At 42.7% G+C, this 17,788-nt stretch carries 15 protein-coding genes and 1 other RNA gene; 11 read left to right on the top strand and 5 right to left on the bottom strand.

The window, feature by feature from the left end:
• The first annotated feature begins 490 nt into the window (after nucleotides 1–490).
• Both petH and H6G14_RS10605 read left to right on the top strand, forming a co-directional pair.
• Nucleotides 491–1,813: a ferredoxin--NADP reductase gene (petH, locus tag H6G14_RS10610; RefSeq protein ID WP_190567401.1), complete on the top strand. Its 1,323-nt coding sequence runs from the start codon at nucleotides 491–493 to the stop codon at nucleotides 1,811–1,813.
• Nucleotides 1,814–2,036: 223 nt separating this feature from the next.
• Nucleotides 2,037–3,326, top strand: a complete 1,290-nt coding sequence (locus tag H6G14_RS10605; protein WP_190567400.1) for a homoserine dehydrogenase — start codon at nucleotides 2,037–2,039, stop codon at nucleotides 3,324–3,326.
• 206 nt (nucleotides 3,327–3,532) lie between these two features.
• Here H6G14_RS10605 and H6G14_RS10600 read toward each other — a convergent pair whose 3' ends face one another.
• Entirely contained in the window at nucleotides 3,533–3,964 is a 432-nt protein-coding gene (locus H6G14_RS10600) for a CAAD domain-containing protein (protein ID WP_011317642.1), read from the bottom strand.
• Nucleotides 3,965–4,676: 712 nt separating this feature from the next.
• On the opposite strand from H6G14_RS10600, the gene H6G14_RS10595 reads away from it, so the two are divergent.
• The 3 genes from H6G14_RS10595 to H6G14_RS10585 all read left to right on the top strand — a co-directional run bounded on the left by H6G14_RS10595 (nucleotide 4,677) and on the right by H6G14_RS10585 (nucleotide 7,563).
• A complete protein-coding gene (locus H6G14_RS10595; RefSeq protein ID WP_010998257.1) occupies nucleotides 4,677–5,216 on the top strand; it encodes a DUF3172 domain-containing protein in 540 nt (179 codons plus the stop codon).
• Nucleotides 5,217–5,439: 223 nt separating this feature from the next.
• Nucleotides 5,440–6,675 (top strand): hypothetical protein, encoded by a 1,236-nt coding sequence (locus H6G14_RS10590; RefSeq protein ID WP_190567399.1) that lies wholly within the window; start codon nucleotides 5,440–5,442, stop codon nucleotides 6,673–6,675.
• Between the two features lie 183 nt (nucleotides 6,676–6,858).
• Complete coding sequence (locus H6G14_RS10585; protein ID WP_190567398.1) at nucleotides 6,859–7,563, top strand: M15 family metallopeptidase; 705 nt, start codon at nucleotides 6,859–6,861, stop codon at nucleotides 7,561–7,563.
• A gap of 8 nt (nucleotides 7,564–7,571) precedes the next feature.
• On the opposite strand, the gene H6G14_RS10580 is transcribed toward H6G14_RS10585, so the two are convergent.
• Both H6G14_RS10580 and H6G14_RS10575 read right to left on the bottom strand, forming a co-directional pair.
• Nucleotides 7,572–8,045: a TspO/MBR family protein gene (locus tag H6G14_RS10580; RefSeq protein WP_190567397.1), complete on the bottom strand. Its 474-nt coding sequence runs from the start codon at nucleotides 8,043–8,045 to the stop codon at nucleotides 7,572–7,574.
• A gap of 89 nt (nucleotides 8,046–8,134) precedes the next feature.
• A complete protein-coding gene (locus H6G14_RS10575) occupies nucleotides 8,135–8,608 on the bottom strand; it encodes a TspO/MBR family protein (protein ID WP_190567396.1) in 474 nt (157 codons plus the stop codon).
• Between the two features lie 214 nt (nucleotides 8,609–8,822).
• Between H6G14_RS10575 and H6G14_RS10570 the strand changes: the two genes are divergently transcribed.
• A complete protein-coding gene (locus H6G14_RS10570) occupies nucleotides 8,823–9,416 on the top strand; it encodes a DUF3611 family protein (protein ID WP_190567395.1) in 594 nt (197 codons plus the stop codon).
• Nucleotides 9,417–9,439: 23 nt separating this feature from the next.
• Here H6G14_RS10570 and murD read toward each other — a convergent pair whose 3' ends face one another.
• A complete protein-coding gene (murD, locus tag H6G14_RS10565) occupies nucleotides 9,440–10,801 on the bottom strand; it encodes a UDP-N-acetylmuramoyl-L-alanine--D-glutamate ligase (protein ID WP_190567394.1) in 1,362 nt (453 codons plus the stop codon).
• 84 nt (nucleotides 10,802–10,885) lie between these two features.
• Nucleotides 10,886–13,036, bottom strand: a complete 2,151-nt coding sequence (gene glyS, locus H6G14_RS10560) for a glycine--tRNA ligase subunit beta (RefSeq protein WP_190567393.1) — start codon at nucleotides 13,034–13,036, stop codon at nucleotides 10,886–10,888.
• A 233-nt stretch (nucleotides 13,037–13,269) separates the two neighbouring features.
• On the opposite strand from glyS, the gene corA reads away from it, so the two are divergent.
• From corA to H6G14_RS10535, 5 genes are all read left to right on the top strand, one after another.
• A complete protein-coding gene (corA, locus tag H6G14_RS10555) occupies nucleotides 13,270–14,412 on the top strand; it encodes a magnesium/cobalt transporter CorA (RefSeq protein WP_190567392.1) in 1,143 nt (380 codons plus the stop codon).
• Nucleotides 14,413–14,471: 59 nt separating this feature from the next.
• Entirely contained in the window at nucleotides 14,472–15,179 is a 708-nt protein-coding gene (locus tag H6G14_RS10550; protein ID WP_190567391.1) for a hypothetical protein, read from the top strand.
• A 47-nt stretch (nucleotides 15,180–15,226) separates the two neighbouring features.
• Nucleotides 15,227–15,673, top strand: an RNA gene (gene rnpB, locus H6G14_RS10545) — RNase P RNA component class A.
• Nucleotides 15,674–15,766: 93 nt separating this feature from the next.
• Nucleotides 15,767–16,495 (top strand): ribonuclease III, encoded by a 729-nt coding sequence (gene rnc / locus H6G14_RS10540; protein ID WP_190567390.1) that lies wholly within the window; start codon nucleotides 15,767–15,769, stop codon nucleotides 16,493–16,495.
• Nucleotides 16,496–16,721: 226 nt separating this feature from the next.
• Nucleotides 16,722–17,747 (top strand): Gfo/Idh/MocA family protein, encoded by a 1,026-nt coding sequence (locus H6G14_RS10535; protein WP_190567389.1) that lies wholly within the window; start codon nucleotides 16,722–16,724, stop codon nucleotides 17,745–17,747.
• Nucleotides 17,748–17,788 lie beyond the last annotated feature (41 nt).

Below are 17,788 nucleotides of genomic sequence, written 5' to 3'. Positions count from 1 at the left end.
GCTTAGAGCAGTAGCAAGGCGTGTAGTCAGTGGTGAGTGCTAAGTAGAAAGCACAGATATCTCATCTCCAGTCTCTATTCGCTTTTTCATCCGTCCTGGTGTATACAGTTGATGATGGCTGCTGATAACAAGTCTTCCCAATAGCATTCATGTTTGCTAATTGCACTTGAATACAAGACTCAGGACTCAGGACTGAAAACTAATTGCTCTTTCAAGGCAGGCGTATAAGTTCACGAAAAAAAAGATTAAATTGATTCATTATTAACATTCTCCACAAGACTTATCCTCTAAGTTAGAAGGTGAACAGGTGTGTTTATTACTATGCCTGCACGTCTTAAGGAGAGTGTAACAACCAAAGCATTGTATTGATAATGCTACTTTCTCAGAGTGCTAGTTTTAGTAACGAAAAATCCGATAAACTAAAGCTGGCTTGTGAAGAGAAAAGCTTTTTTGAGAAACGGTTAAGTTAAAGATCGGAGTGGTAGAAGGAATGTCTAATCAAGGTGCTTTTGATGGTGCTGCCAACGTAGAATCAGGTAGCCGCGTCTTCGTTTACGAAGTGGTGGGTATGCGTCAGAACGAAGAAACTGATCAAACGAACTACCCAATTCGTAAAAGTGGCAGTGTGTTCATTAGAGTGCCTTACAACCGCATGAATCAAGAAATGCAGCGTATCACTCGACTAGGCGGCAAAATTGTTAGCATTCAAACGGTAAGCGCACTACAACAACTCAATGGTAAAACCGCCATTGCAACAGTAACAGATGCGTCTAGTGAGACTGCTAACTCTGAGGGGAATGGTAAAGCCACACCTGTAACAACTGATAGTGGAGCTAAAGGCTTCGCTAAACCACCAGCTGAAGAACAGCTTAAGAAAAAAGACAACAAAGGCAACACCATGACTCAAGCGAAAGCCAAACACGCTGATGTTCCTGTTAATCTTTACCGTCCCAATGCTCCATTCATTGGTAAGGTAATCTCTAATGAACCACTGGTAAAAGAAGGTGGGATCGGTATTGTTCAGCACATTAAATTCGATCTAACTGGTGGTAACTTAAAGTACATCGAAGGTCAAAGTATTGGTATCATTCCACCAGGCGTGGACAAGAATGGCAAGCCGGAAAAATTGAGACTCTACTCCATTGCCTCAACTCGTCACGGTGATGATGTTGATGATAAAACCATCTCATTGTGCGTCCGTCAATTAGAGTACAAACATCCCGAAACAGGCGAAACAGTTTACGGTGTTTGTTCTACTTACTTGACTCATATTGAACCAGGTTCAGAAGTAAAAATTACTGGACCAGTGGGTAAAGAAATGCTGTTACCAGATGATCCTGAGGCTAATGTCATAATGTTGGCAACAGGTACTGGTATTGCGCCCATGCGGACTTACCTATGGCGGATGTTCAAGGATGCAGAAAGAGCTGCTAACCCAGAATACCAATTCAAAGGATTTTCCTGGTTAGTCTTTGGTGTTCCTACAACTCCCAACATTCTTTATAAAGAAGAACTGGAAGAAATCCAACAGAAATATCCTGATAACTTCCGCCTAACTTACGCTATCAGCCGGGAACAAAAGAATCCCCAAGGTGGCAGAATGTACATCCAAGACCGTGTGGCAGAACACGCTGATGAACTGTGGCAATTAATCAAAAATGAAAAAACCCACACCTACATCTGTGGTTTGCGCGGTATGGAAGAGGGCATTGATGCTGCTTTAAGTGCTGCGGCTGCTAAAGAAGGCGTTACCTGGAGTGATTACCAAAAAGACCTCAAGAAAGCTGGTCGCTGGCACGTAGAAACATATTAGGTTGGTCATTTGTTATTTGTTATTTGTCGGTGGCGAAATACAAACAACTGACAACTGATAACAAACAACTAACAAAATTGATGAATTTGTAGGGTGGGCAGTGCCGACCCTACAATTGTTTTGTATATAAATAGCTGAGAAATGAGTTCTTAGTTCTGGGGATGATGACTCAGGACTCAAAACTCAGGAATCAGCACTTAAAACTAAATTTGGTACAAAGTTTGTGGGTGTAAAGCTGGGAATCTTAGGATTAGGTACGGTAGGAACGGGGACAGTGCAACTGCTACAAGATGCAGTTGGTCGTCACCCTTTACTGCAAGAAATAGAAATATATCGGGTGGGAGTACGATCGCTTGATAAATCCCGTGATGTACAATTACAGCCGGAAGTTATAACTACAGATTTAGAGTCGATTGTCAATGACCCGGCAGTAGATATTGTTGTTGAGGTGATGGGAGGATTAGAACCAGCGCGATCGCTCATTCTCCAAGCCATAAATAACGGTAAGCACGTAGTTACAGCTAATAAAGCGGCGATCGCTCGTTTCGGGGCAGAAATTTTCACGGCTGCTAATCAAGCCGGAGTCTACGTGATGCTGGAAGCCGCCGTTGGTGGCGGTATTCCCGTAATTCAACCATTGAAGCAGGCTTTAAGTGTCAACAGGCTGCATACTGTTACAGGCATTGTTAACGGTACTACCAACTACATCCTGACTCGGATGCAAACAGAGGGTAGCGACTTCGGTGATGTATTAGCTGATGCTCAACGTTTGGGTTATGCAGAAGCTGACCCTACGGCAGATGTGGACGGCTTAGATGCAGGCGATAAAATTGCTATTCTGGCATCACTAGCTTTTGATGGGCGAATTAACTTAGAGGATGTCTATTGTGAAGGGATTCGCCAAGTTAGTAAGACAGATATCGCCTATGCCGAAAAATTGGGATTTGTAATTAAATTATTGGCGATCGCTAAAAATCAGGCTCAAGATGCCACTAAACTATCGGTTAGGGTTCACCCCACCTTCGTACCCAAAACACACCCCCTAGCAAGCATTAACGGCGTGTATAACGCCATTCTTGTAGAAGGAGAACCCATCGGTCAGGTGATGTTTTTTGGCCCTGGTGCAGGTGCAGGTGCAACCGCCAGCGCCGTCACCTCAGATATATTGAGTTTGGTAGCGGCACTCAAGAGTAATACAACAGCCCCCAATCCCCTATTAACCTGTAGACACGAAGAATATAGCCATGTTGCTCCCATCAGCGACCTTATAACCAGATTTTACGCTCGATTCCTCACCAAAGACCAAGCTGGCGTAATTGGTCAATTGGGTACTTGCTTTGGAAATCATGGCGTAAGTATAGAATCAATCGTCCAAACTGGCTTTCAAGGGGAACTAGTAGAGATTGTAGTTGTGACGCACGATGTCAGAGAAGGTGAATTTCGCCAAGCCTTAGCAGAAATTCAGAATTTATCCGCTATTGATAGCATTCCTAGCATATTGCGGGTGTTGTAGTAAGCGGGATGGGCATTGACAACTGACACCAATTCTCTATGAAGTTGCACCAAATAAATGATGTAGAGACATTGCATGCAACGTCTCTAAAGTCCGGAAGAAACTGTATGACACGCACAGCACAGTAAAAAAATGACCAAGCAAAACTATGCTTGGTCATTTCTCTTATGAAACTAATATTGGGTGCTAGTTAGTCAAAAATTAGACTATGAGTCCTCTTGACCAACTACTTGGGATTTGAGAGTAGTAATTTCATGAGTTAGCTCTTGTCTAGTTGAAGCTTTCAATAAGTAGCGGTAGACAAACCAAGCAGAGTAACCAATACCAATCAATTCAAACGTCGGTGCTACTAAAGGAATATCATTCAAAGAATCTAAAACTGCTAACAGTACCTTAACTGCGACAATTGATGCCACAATCAAGCCCACACTGACTAAGGGTTGTTTGTATTGATTAAAAAAGTTTCCTACGTAATCGGGAAGAGTCGCTAAAAAATCAGAAACTTGTTCTCCATATTTGCGCCATTCCTCTTGAGACTGCACAGGAGGCTGGAGTTTAGTAATAGTTCCTGTTTGGCTGTTGATTTCTGGCACTGTTGCCTCTTTTGACTGGGTTTGGGCGAATTCCGGTTCTTGCATTTTCACTTCCGTAAATTTGACAGTTGAGGTTCTCTATTAGGACAATGACAACCGAAAGGCTGTTGATTAGGCAATGCACAAGTGCATCAGATTGAGTTGGGGAACAGGGTTTGGTATCCTATTAACCATACTTGTCCCATAACATCTACTGCATCAACTACAAGGTAGACGGTCAGTAGGAAGATAGAAGTCAGAAAACTGCGAGATGTAATACAATCAGCACCTTTCTAAATTCTGTTTTCGTGGATCAACTGCAATCTTCAGGTTGTTATTATCCCAAACTATGTCAGTTGCTCATAATCGTACTCATTTAAGTACTAATTATGCAAAAATCACTCTACCTCTCATTTATATAAGCATAAACGCCAATTTTATCTGAATATTAAAGCTATCTTAAGCCGTGATGGTCTAGAACTGACCGTCAGTCATCATCAATTAGCCTGATGGTTCTCAACACCAATATTGAACAGAAATTCTTATAAGTTGAAATTCACTAGACATTGGGATTTTCTTATGATAAGACATCAGATATTAAATATTGTCTGAGAAGTAGCGGTCAATTACGTCAATAATCGGCATACTGAAATAGGGAGAGTAAATTAAATCAGTGAACAGCAAACAGTTATTAACATTCTCTTGCATTGATAACTCGTAACTTATTACTGTTAGAACAACTCCCGACTTTTTCAGGTATGAAGGTTATAAGGCAAGAATGAGACGTAAATCTACTGGTAGATCAACTACTACATCTAAATCTCCTGGTTTCCAACCCTCCATATTTAACTTTGCCACCATTGCTATTTTGGGGGGAGTCCTTGTACTAGGAATTGGAATCGGTATTGCTTTTAGCTCTACAACCACCTTATCTTCATCAAATGTTGCCTCTCGTGAATTTATCGACACGAAAGCACCAAATCCAGAGATTTGCGTCCAGTATGGGGCTAGTGCAATGGTAATGGACGCTCGATTATTTGTAACTCTTAACCCGTTCAATGTCTATGTTGCTCAACCTAGTATGCGGCCTGGATGTGTTCTGCGTCAAAATAACTGGGCGCTTTTGGAACAACGTAAGCTTGTTACATCTGATCAAGTTAGAGAATGTAAAAATCGTCTCAACACCTTTGGCTTTACAGGTAATTTAGACAGCGAAAAACCTGATATTAGGTGTATTTATCAAAACGAGTCTGCCCAAAACTTCTTTATGTCTCAACCGGGAGCCGTCGCACCATCTCAGGAAACAGAAAGATTTTAATGAATGAAGAACAGGTAATGGGTAATAGGTAATTGGTAATGGGTAAGAGTCTTTTCTTGATTGGCAATTATTTTTTTACCGTTTGGCTGACTCTGATGGTAAAAGCCCATTACCAAACTTCAAGACTACAACACCTATACTTTAAATAGGTAAGTAAAAATAAATCATACAATCCTAAGTATAAATAATATAAAACTATAAATCAGTCATCTAGCAAAAATATATGCCAAATCCTCGTTATCCCTCTCCATACTGGCGCTATCTCAGAGCTAGGTTATTAAATTTGGGCAAACCTAGTTTTTGGGGAACAGCAATTTTCTTATGCGTCGTAGGGCTAGTTCTTCAGCAATACTGGGCTAACCCCGATGTATCAACTAATAATCCAGCAACTCAGAACCCTGTTACAAATGCTAATGACCCCTCTCTTTCCGAGGAAGATAAAGCTATTGCGGCAGATATTGATAATTTGCAGTCCTTGTTTGCTGACACTGAGCCAATCATTACACCAACAACGACAGCTAAATCGCAGGAGAATAAAAATAAAACTCCATTACCTAATACAGCCAACAAAACACAGTCTATTGATACGCCTAAACCAAATTCAGGTTCCAATTTAGTTAACGGTCAATTACCTACAACTGTTGGAAAAAATATTTTTGTGTCAGAAGCAGAAAACTTATTACGGTTTGGTGCAACAGATAATAACCAGTTGTTGGGATACAAGGTGGGGAATGGTTCCAATACACCTACAAAAGAAACTGCTAATTCTTCTATAGTCAATCCAGGGTTAGTTAATCAAATTAACGGTGGGCAAAATGTTAACTCAAGTACTGTATTACCAACAGGACTGAGCCAATCGCCTAATCAAACCGTGCCTAGTTTAAATAATAACCCTTCAGCCATTATCAACCCTACAGGCGTAACTTCTTATAGTGGAGCGATCCAGTCTTTTCCCAGCAGCACTCAATCTAGTCAAACGTTTTCACCCAGCACTGGTTTAAATCCTGGCTCAAATTATACACAACCTGGTTCTTACAATAACTTAAATAACGGTCAGGCTGTTCCACTAAACACGAGGTTAAATTCGGGAGCAGGTTATATTCAGCCACTCCCTTACAATAACTTGAATAACAATCAGCCGATCGCACCTAATACAGGAATCAATTCGGGAACGAGTTATGTTCAGCCAACTTTACCGAATCCTGCCAATAATCTAAATTATCTTCAAAATTTACCAAACCAAAATCAATCGACATCAACTTTCCTGACTGGAACATCGCCGATTATTGGCCCCTACCGTGTGCGAAACCCTCGCGCTAACGTTAACACAACCACAAATCCAGCAATTCCTGGGAATTACGGCAATTCACAAATCCCTCAATCCAATTTCCCCAATAATGGCTTGCCTCAAGGGCAGAATATCAACGGCATTCAAAATAATGGTTACTCTTATCCTTAAAAGGACTTACACACCCAGGTTGTCTGTTGAGACTGAGTATAAGGGGGTAGGGGTATAGGGGTAGGATTTTAAACATTTACACCCTTATACCTTTGTGTAAACCCTTGATTTTTCCTTTTCATGGGTAAATCCTACTTAAAAAAAGGTAAATTCTAGGTTTAGTTAAATCTAAATCTACTGAGAGTGATTAATTACCAAGTCAGACCTTATCATCAAATACTTATTGTGGAATGTGGTGAACCACTAGTAGAGATTCCTTTAGAATTACTTGCGTGGGAGTCTCCCCATCCTTATGCAAGATTAGGGGCTGCTTACGGAGAATATTCACCTTATTTTTTACGTCAGAGTGTTGTTAACTGTTTAATAAAAGCTCAAAATTATTTAGATTTGGTGCGTCCTCACTGGCGTATCCAGATTTTTGATGCCTATCGTCCGGTAGCTGTACAGCAGTTTATGGTAGATTACAGCTTTGCTATGGCGGTCGAGGAACGGGGGTTAATTGCGGCTGAATTAACGCCGCAGCAACGCCAAGAAATTTGGCAAGCAGTTTATGAAATTTGGGCTGTACCGAGTTTGGATGAAAAAACTCCTCCTCCCCACAGTACGGGCGCAGCAGTGGACGTGACTTTGGTAGACGATAGCGGACAGGTTGTGAATATGGGTTCGCCGATTGATGAAATGTCAGAGCGATCGCATCCAGATTACTATGCCAATAGTGTAGAACCAGGAGCGCGGGAATATCACGCCCATCGTCAGTTGTTATATGATGTGATGTTAAAAGCTGGTTTTCAACGCAATCCCAAAGAGTGGTGGCATTTTTCTTACGGTGATCAAATGTGGGCTTGGTTGAACAAGCAGCCTACCGCCCTCTATGGACGTGTGTTATAGTCGTGGGTTTAAGCGTCTTCGGGATTGAGTTGTCTTAATTCATCGGTGGTATATGTACCGATGGGACTCCATAGTAGATAGGGAATCAGTAATACAGTTGCTAGTCCAGAAATGGGAAGTACGGCGATCGCCAACACAATACCTGTGATGAAACCGCTTAAGCCAATAATTTCTCCTGTTTTGAGACTGCGAAATCTCAACATTAAAGGTATATAAGTTACGGTGATGATTTCTACTAAAAGGTATAAACCCATCAGCAACCAGGTGATGATACCGCCTGGATTATGTTCCCAAACGATGTAGGCGGAAACTGCACCGGAGATAAAAATTACAGTCCAAATTAAGGGGATAAACGGCTCAAAAACTAACCATCGGGGGCGACTTAATTGGGCAAACCATTTAACATCGCGGGGTGTAATGAAGAAACTACCAACTGCAACTAAGAAAGTTACAGCCCCAATCACCATCCAAGAGGGAATCATACTTTTTCCTATCCCTACACTTTTGTCCAGTCATATACTGTCAGTTTGACAATCGCGGATAAGGGATTAATCAGTCGTTGGTAAGAAGATTAAGCATCTTGAGGATTGAGATGAGCCATTTGCCAAGTGGTGTAAGTGCCGATGGGACTCCACAGCAAATAAGGAACTAGTAATAATGCTGCCCAACCAGAAATATTTAAGACGACCAGCGTTAAAATTACGCTAACAACTAAACCTATACCTCCGACAATTGTACCCACCCGAAGACTGCGGAGCTTAGACATCACAGGTGTATATGCAATAGTTACAATTTCTAATAGCAGATATAAACCCATGATCATCCACGTTGTATTGGTTCCTGGGTTTTTCTCCCACACAATATAAGCAGACCAAGCACCACAGATAAAAATTACAGTCCAGATCACTGGGATTGCTGCTTCAAAAGTCAGCCATCTAGGTCTTTGCAGGCGGTTGAACCACTTGCGATCGCTCGGTGTCATTACATTAGCAGCCAAGGCCACCAAAATAGCCACACCGCCAATCACCATCCAAGATTTAATCATGCCCCTTATTCCTTAGTAAATGCTATTTATCGCTTAAATATGCCTTATCCTGCCCACATTTTGGCAACTAGAATGCTAATTACTCATCAATCCTAAGTTTGAGATAGCCAACTTTATGTCTCCAGGCTGGAGGGGAGTTGTGTCTGTGGGTGGGGGTATGTGTACAAGAGGGGAAATATCGTGGTAGTTGGGGGATAAGACGAGGAAAATTGATATGGAAGCGGAATCAGAAATGCGATCGCCAACTGTGGGTGAAACGCCATCTGTAGCACCAAAACTATACGGAATTGCCAATACAATTCGGCTCACAGGCTGGATAATACTTTGGGTACAATTGGGGCTGGCTGTGGTTACTGGTTTAGTTTTACTATTTGCCTCCACTGGTCGCGGTTTTGCAGATCAACCGAACGCAGGCTTAGGAATAGGCATATTTTGGGCTGTCTGTGGTCTTATAGCGCTCTTATTTAGCGTTTATTGGGATTTTCGTTACACCCGCATCGGGAAGCATTTGGCCAATCCCAATCCGGCTTTACACCCCAGCAAGGCAGATACAACTCAAGCGATTCGATTAGGAATCATAGTTAGTTTAGTCGGGATATTATTAACCCTGGTAGGTGCTGGTGCAACTCTGGGTGTACTTATAGCAAAATCGATTTCTCAACCGCCAGGAGTAGCCATCACCGATCCCAACAAAATTATCAGGGCGCTGGATGTGTTTGTCATGGTAGCGAATATTAATGGTATTGCTGCCCATTTTGTCGGGGCGATCGCTTCAATTTGGTTACTTGAGCGAGTACATCAACATTAATGGTGATTTGAATTTGTTTCTCTTTACCCTACCAATTCCAGACACAGTTGACGAAAATGATCGCCTCGTGCTTCAAAATTGGGGTATTGGTCGAAGCTGGCGCAGGCTGGGGATAGTAAGACTACGGGGGCTTGATGGTGTTTGGCTAATTCTAGCGATCGCCTTACCGCTTTTTCCATCGTTTCCACTATTTCATAATTGCTATAGCTGATTTCTTGTAGACGTTGGGCAAATGCTGGTGCTGCACTACCAATTAGTAATACGGCTGATGTTTGCCCTTGGATTTTCGCTAACCAGCCTGTATCATCCCCTGTTTTGGCTTCACCGCCAGCAATTAACACCACTGGGCTTTTCACCGATGCTAGTCCTACTTCCGCCGCATCGTAGTTGGTGGCTTTGCTGTCGTTGATAAAGTCGATGCCTTCCCAAGTACAGATGTGTTCTAACCGATGGGCAACCCCTGGAAATTCACGCAAGGCTTTTTCAATTGCTTGAGGGGGAATATCTGCTAAACGGGCTGCGGCTACTGCCATGAGGAGATTTTGCTGGTTGTGCGCCCCTACCATGCGTAAAGCTGAGGCTTCGACAATTCTTTGGGGTGGGGAGTTTGGCAATTGTTCTACCACCCAGCCATCTTCAATATAAAAGCCTTTTTCACTAAGCAAAAATTCTTTACCTTTGACGCTTGTCCAATAGGCATCCGGCCAATGACTTGCACCTATTTTGGATAAGTAAGCGTCATCACCATTGAACACCTGTAAATGGGATTGACGTAATAACTTGGCTTTGATGTCGTAATAATTTTCTAACGTTTTGTGACGGGCTAGGTGGTCTGGGGTGAAGGTTGTCCAGATACTAATGTGGGGGGCTAAGGTAATGGAAGATTCTATTTGATAGCTGCTGATTTCCCCAATAATCCAATCGGGGGGTATTTCTGCTAAGGCGACTTCACACGCAGCATAGCCGATGTTACCACAGGCGGGGGCATCAAATCCGGCTGCTTGAAAGATAGCGGCAATTAAGGCGGTGGTAGTAGTTTTGCCGTTAGTGCCGGTAATTCCTACCCAAGGCAAGGACTTTAAATGTCGCCAAGCGAGTTCCATTTCACCGATAGTTTCTATGCCTAATTCTCGCGCTTTGATTAAGGCGGGAATATCCCAAGGAACGCCCGGACTCACAACAATCAAATCGGGCAAAGTACCAGCAAAATCTAGTGAATACCCTAATTCAACTGTGATTTGTTCTTTAGCGAGTTCTTGTTGCTGTTTAAGGAGGGTATCGGAGGTATTGCGATCGCTCAGAATTACCTCCCAACCTTCCCGTTTCAACAATCTCGCCGCAGCAACACCGGACTTTCCTAATCCAACTACATGAGCTTTGGACATAGACTGTAGCAGAGTTCCCTGGTTAAGCACTCATAATGGTAGCGCTTAATGGGCAAAAATTACACCACTTTTTATTGCTTTATACTACAGATTTTTCACGATCGCCCCAAAGTCAGCTAACACACGGGCATGATTCCGCAATAATCCCAGGATATTTAGGCGATTGCGCTTGATTTCTGGGTCGGGGTCAATAACTAAAACGCTATCTGCTCCATCAAAGAAGTTACTCACAGTAGGCGCAATCTCCACCAACCCCGCGACTAACAATTGATAGTTGCGTGACTGTTGTGCTGCTTGCGTTTGCGGTACTAGTTTGACTAAAGCATCATAAAAAGCTGATTCGGAAGGCTTTTGGAACAATTCAGGACGCACTACAGAAGCGGGGTCTAGCTGTTGGGTATCTAAATCACCTTGGGCTGCTAGGCGTGTGGAACGGTTCACGGTTTCGTAGATTTTATCTAGTGTACCGTCGCGGCGGATTTGTTGCAGGTAGAGAGCGCGATCGCGCACATCTAGTAAATCCTGTAATGCCCTTGCTTGATACTCTTCGTCATTCTCTCCTAACACCGCATTTACCAAGTCGTAGTCAATTTGTTTTTCTTCTTGTAATAAGGTGCGGATGCGTTGTAAGAAAAATTCGTTTAAGGCTGTGATTAATGGTGCTTGGTCTTTGTTGTATTGGGCGGCAAATTCGGCGACTGTTTGTGCTAGCAAACTAGCTAAGTTGATTTGTAAATTAGCAGCCCAAGTAATGTTAACTACAGCGTTGGCGGCGCGGCGTAAAGCAAAGGGGTCAGATGAACCTGTGGGAATTAAGCCCAAGCCAAAGATACTCACTAAGGTATCGAGTCTATCTGCCAAACCCACAACTTGACCTGTGAGGCTTTGAGGTAAGATGTCATCGGCTCCTCGTGGGAGATAATGTTCAAAAATTGCTGTAGCGACTTCTGGACTTTCTCCACTAGCTACAGCATACTTTTGTCCCATAATTCCCTGTAATTCTGGGAATTCAAACACCATTTGAGTGACTAAGTCAGCTTTACATAATAAAGCGGCTCTTTGGTTGTTTTGGCGATCGCTTTCTCCCAGTTGCAGTTGAGCGCTGAACCGTTCAGCAACCTTAACAATTCTTTCTACCTTGCCACGTAGCGATCCCAAGTCTTCTTGAAAAGTGACTGTTTCTAATTGGGGTAAATAACTTTCTAAACTCTTGGATAAATCTGTTTTATAGAAAAACTGACCATCTGCTAATCTAGCCCGAATCACTCTTTCATTACCAACCGCAATCACTTCTGATTTAGTGGGGTCGCCATTAGAAACGGTGATGAAATAAGGTAAAAGTTCTTGATGATCCCCAGTCTTGAACACAGGAAAATAACGCTGGTGACTCACCATGACGGTTGTCGTCACTTCCGTCGGTAAGTTTAAAAATTCTTCTTCAAATTTACCGACAACTGGGGAAGGCCATTCTACTAAATTAGTAACTTCCTCTAACAAATCTGGGTAAATTTCTGTATAACCGCCTAATTTTTGTACTGTAGCTGTTACTTGCTCTTTAATTGTAGTTTTCCGTTCATTAGCATCTACAGTCACATAACCAGAACGTAGTGTGTTGACATAATCAGTGGCTTGGTGAATTGTGATCGTTTCTGGGTGTAAAACCCGATGACCGTAAGAAATGCGATCGCTCTTCACTGTCAAGGAACCATTCACCAATTCCAGGGGTAAAATCGCCTCATCTAATAAAGCAACTAGCCAGCGAATAGGACGAGAAAACCTCACATCCCCATCACCCCAACGCATCAACCGCTTACCTTCTAGGCTATAAATCCATTGGGGGACAAGTTCGGTTAGAATGTCTGCCACAGGACGACCGGGTGTTTTTTTCTGAATAAAGACAAATTCCCCCTTATCCGTGGGGCGTACCTCTAACGCCTCTAGTTCTACCCCTTGCTTTTTAGCAAAACCGACGGCTGCGGGAGTTGGTTGACCATCTTTAAAAGCTGCTTGGGCGGGTGGGCCTTTGATTTCCTCTTCCCGATCTGGCTGTTGGGATGGTAAACCTGTGATGAGTACTGCCAAACGCCGGGGAGTCCCGTAGACCTCTACAGATTCACTGGTGAGGCTATTAGCTGCTAAACTCTGGGGAATCCGCGATCGCCACTGCGCGATCGCACCACTGAGAAAGCTTGCAGGTAATTCTTCTGTTCCAACTTCCAATAAAAACCCAGGCATAGGACTCTGTTTTTAACTTTGCGTAGCTTAACTTTATCAATTCCAACAGTTTACCTTGCAGACTGGCTTAGGGTGTAAGGGTGGGTGTAGGGGTGTAGGGGTGTAGGGGTGTGGGGGTTTAGGGGAAGAAACTCTGAATCAGCGTTCAAGAGGTAGATACACAGAAGCTAGCTTTTGACTATTGACCATTGACTCTTGACTCTTTTTATTAATTAAGTTTCGGGTAAAACTGCATGATTAGAAAACTGCGTCGCTTTGCCAAAGTAGTCAATAAACCATATAAAGATGAGTTCTATCACTACCCTGGAACCATCCCCGGAACCATCATTATTGATGCAGATGCGCCGCCACCGGAAATTGACTTAATTGACTATAACCAAATTGATTTTACTCATCAGCGAGTTGCCACACCGGAAGAATGCGTTCCCTATTTGGATACGGAGTCTGTGACTTGGGTAGATGTCCAGGGTTTGGGTAATCAGGAAATATTAGAGCGATTGGGGCAAGTTTTTGAGTTACCGCCTCTGGTGTTGGAAGATGTGGTAAATGTCTCGGAACGTCCTAAAACAGAGGATTACGACGACCAATTATTATTTATTGCCCGGATGGTTGTACCTAAGGAAAGAGAGTCTGGGTTTTATAGTGAGCAAGTCAGTCTAGTTTTAGGTAAGCACTACTTGTTAAGTATTCAGGAAGAACCAGAGCATGATTGCTTTGAAGGCGTAAGGATGCGAATTGAAAAAGCTAAAGGGACTATCCGCCGCCAAGGAGCCGATTATTTAGCTTATGCTTTGCTTGATGCGATTATTGATGGTTTTTTCCCAGTTTTAGAACGTTACGGCGAGGAACTTGAGGATTTGGAGGAAGAGGTAATCGTTAGTCCTACGCGCCAAACACTGCAAAAAATTTATCATGTGAGGCGCGAATTATTACAACTTCGTCGCGCTATTTGGCCGCAACGGGATGCGATTAATTCTTTGATACGCGATCGCAGTCAACTAATTAGCCCAGAGGTGCAAATCTATCTCCGCGATTGTTATGACCATGCAGTGCAAGTCATGGATATGGTGGAAACCTACCGTGAGTTAGCCTCTGGATTAATGGATGTATACTTGTCAGCAGTCGGTAACAAAATGAATGAAGTGATGAAACTACTGACAGTGGTTTCATCCATCTTTATTCCCCTAACTTTTGTTGCAGGTATATATGGCATGAATTTTAATACAGAAAAATCGCCATACAATATGCCTGAGTTGAACTGGTATTGGGGTTATCCCCTGTGCTTGGGAGCGATGGGAGCGATCGCTTTTGCATTACTATTTTTATTTTGGAAACGAGGTTGGCTAGAAAATTCTTCTATGATTGAGCGTGATTAATATTGAACGTTGCCGAGGGGTTGCGTAAAAAATTATTATATGGAGTTCATATATTAAGTATGACTAGGAGTACTGACCAAAATTTACTTGTCTTAACAATCTATATTATTGGTGTATCTTATATATTCAATCGCATGGTTGATGCCATTGACGATCGCATCAAATATGAGTTTAAAAAATCCGTAGTAGATGACCAACTCAAAGAACAAGAACTCGACGACAAAATAGGCATATCCTTTAAACTTGCAGCCTCCAACTCCTATGATGACGTTAAAGACCTCTCAATCAGCATTGAGAATAAATCTGATGATGTTGCTGTTTATGTAGACTGGGACAATAGTTCTTTAGTCGTTGAGCATTCCAAACAATCACGGCGAGTTATTAGAAAATCACCAGATTTGACCCGTGATTTAGCTGTACCACAAAGCCCTAGTTTAATTGTTCCCAAAAAAACACTAACAGAGTCAATTACAGCAGAAGATGTCTTTGAGCGCGACAAAGAAAGTGGCACTTATTCAGCGAAAAAACCCTTAATTAATATTACAGGGTTACAAAAGGGCGGGCCACCTCAGAAAAAATTGTATGGCGAATTTATGAATAGAGGTAAGGAAATAGACTTTTCTCTACAACTAGTACTGCGTGTAACTAAAGTACGAGCAGGTTTTGCTCCTGGGTCAGAATTTCCTCCCATATCCATTATTAATTGTCCCTTCACTATCAGAAAATTACCTTGGACTTACGCCCTACCCTGGAATAAAAAGAAATAAGCAAAACAGACACAAGACACCATCCAAGATTACACTGGAACTAGGGAGAGAGTAGGCGTTGGCGGTTGCAGACCAGTTAGTTTAACTGATTTGAGGAAAGTCCGGACTCCCGAAAGACCAGACTTGCTGGATAACTTCCAGTGCGAGCGATCGTGAGGATAGTGCCACAGAAAAATACCGCCAAAACAAGTTAAAAGTAAAAAGTGAAAAGGCAAAAGAAACATTTCTTTCTTTTTAATTTTGCCTTTTATCTTTTGCCTTTTTTGGTAAGGGTGCAAAGGTGCGGTAAGAGCGCACCAGCAGTATCGAGAGGTACTGGCTCGGTAAACCCCGGTTGGGAGCAAGGCCGAAGGAACTATGGTTGGTCTTTTACCAGTTCCGTTATCAGAGAGCCGCTAGAGGCGTTTGGTAACAAACGTCCCAGATAGATAATCGCCCTCCTGTAAAGCAATTTACACAGAGAACAGAACCCGGCTTACTACCAACTCTCTCCTCTTTTTGTCAATAGTCTATAGTCAATAGTCCATAGCAAAGACTATTAACCGTTGATTGTTGACTGTTGACCGTTGACCAATGACTAATGAATAATGACTCTTGTGTATCCCCGCCGACAAAGGCAACTTGAAAGTTTAGTAAGAAAATTAGGTCTACCAACAACAGCACCCATTAAGTGGGAATTGCTGGATTTGGCATTGACTCATCCTACTGTGTCCGAATCCGCTAATTATGAACAGTTGGAGTTTGTTGGTGATGCGGTGGTGCGATTAGCTGCGGCTGTGATGCTTTGGGAGACTTACCCTGACTGCCCTGTGGGGGATTTTGCGGCAATTCGTTCGGTATTAGTGAGCGATCGCATCCTTGCCCAGTTAGCTAGAGAATATGGTTTAGAATTACATTTATTGGTTGCTGGCAGTGCCACCAGTGACAAAATTGGTCAGGAGTCCCGATTAGCAGATGCTTTTGAAGCTGTTTTAGGTGCGCTTTATCTCAGCACTTCTAATCTAGAACTCATTCGCCCTTGGTTAGACGTTCACTTTCGCCAACTAGCAGCCGAAATTCGCCTCGACCCCGCCAGACTTAACTACAAAGCCGCGCTACAAGAATGGACGCAAGCACAATTTAAGGTGTTACCTGAATATCGAGTCGTCGAAATCAATCAGGCAAACCGCACCCAAGAACGTTTCGCCGCCGAAGTTTGGTTACACGGTAACAAACTCGGTGAAGGTAAAGGACGCTCCATCAAAGCGGCCGAACAAGCAGCCGCCAAAGTAGCCTTTTTGGCTATCACTCCTCCAGAAGAAATTGGTAGTCAATAGTCATTGGTCATTAGTCCATAGTCAAAAGCAATTACACGTAACTATTGACGCTTAATCATTTACCAGTGACTATTAACTAATAACAAACATAAGAGATAGTTCACGCAGCATATTTGTTCTTAAGCTGTGTATAAAAAAACTAGCTTCCAATGACCAATGACCAATGACCAATGACCAATGACCAATGACCAATGACTATTGACTATTGACTATTGACTATTGACCAATGACTAAAATCGCTGTTATCGGGGTAGGACGCTGGGGTGTGCATTTGTTGCGGAATTTTTTAGCACATCCGCAAGCTGAGGTTGTGGCAATAGTTGATCCCCATCCAGAAAGGTTGGCTGTAGTTAAGCAGCAGTTTAATTTGGCTGAAAATGTTCTGTTAACCACCCAGTGGTCTGACTTACAAAAAGTGCCAGGATTAACAGCAGTAGCGATCGCCACTCCAGCTACCACTCACTACGCTTTAATTAAAGACGCTCTCACTCAAGGCTATCATGTTCTAGCAGAAAAACCTCTAACCCTAGACCCTACAGAGTGTTTAGAACTTTGCCAATTAGCAGAGCAACAGCGATTAATACTCATGGTTGATCACACCTATTTATTTCACCCAGCCGTAGAAGAAGGTCAAACTGTAGTTCAGTCCGGTAAATTAGGTGAGTTACGTTACGGCTATGCTACACGCACTCATTTAGGCCCTGTCCGTCAAGATGTTGATGCTTTATGGGATTTAGCCATTCATGATATCGCCATCTTTAACAACTGGTTAGGTAAGGTACCTGTGAGTGTACAGGCGACGGGTACAGTTTGGCTACAGTCAACAGTCAACAATCAACAATCAACAGGTTTAGCCGATTTAGTTTGGGTCACACTAACTTACCCCGATGGTTTTAAGGCGTATATTCACCTGTGCTGGTTGAATAATGATAAACAGCGCCGTTTGGCGGTGGTAGGAAGCCTTGGGACTTTGATTTTTGATGAAATGTCACCATCATCACAGTTAACTTTGTTACACGGTGAATTTGAACGTCAGGGAAATCTATTTTTGCCTGTAAATCAAAGCCGAGAAGTTTTAGAACTAAAAACCGGCGAACCTTTACAGCGAGTGTGCGATCGCTTCATTACTTCTGTTTTCCAGAATACACCTACAAGTATTTCTTCTGGTTGGGTAGGTACAGAATTAGTCAAAATTCTCTCTGCTCTAACCACGTCTCTCCAACAAGGCGGCCAATCTGTTTCTCTTCAATAAAATTTATAATAATTTACAGCATTACTACAACACGAATGTTT

The sequence above is a fragment of the Nostoc parmelioides FACHB-3921 genome (assembly GCF_014696625.1).
In the GTDB taxonomy this organism is placed as follows: domain Bacteria; phylum Cyanobacteriota; class Cyanobacteriia; order Cyanobacteriales; family Nostocaceae; genus Trichormus; species Trichormus parmelioides.
This window is presented reverse-complemented; position numbering and strand designations above follow the sequence as displayed.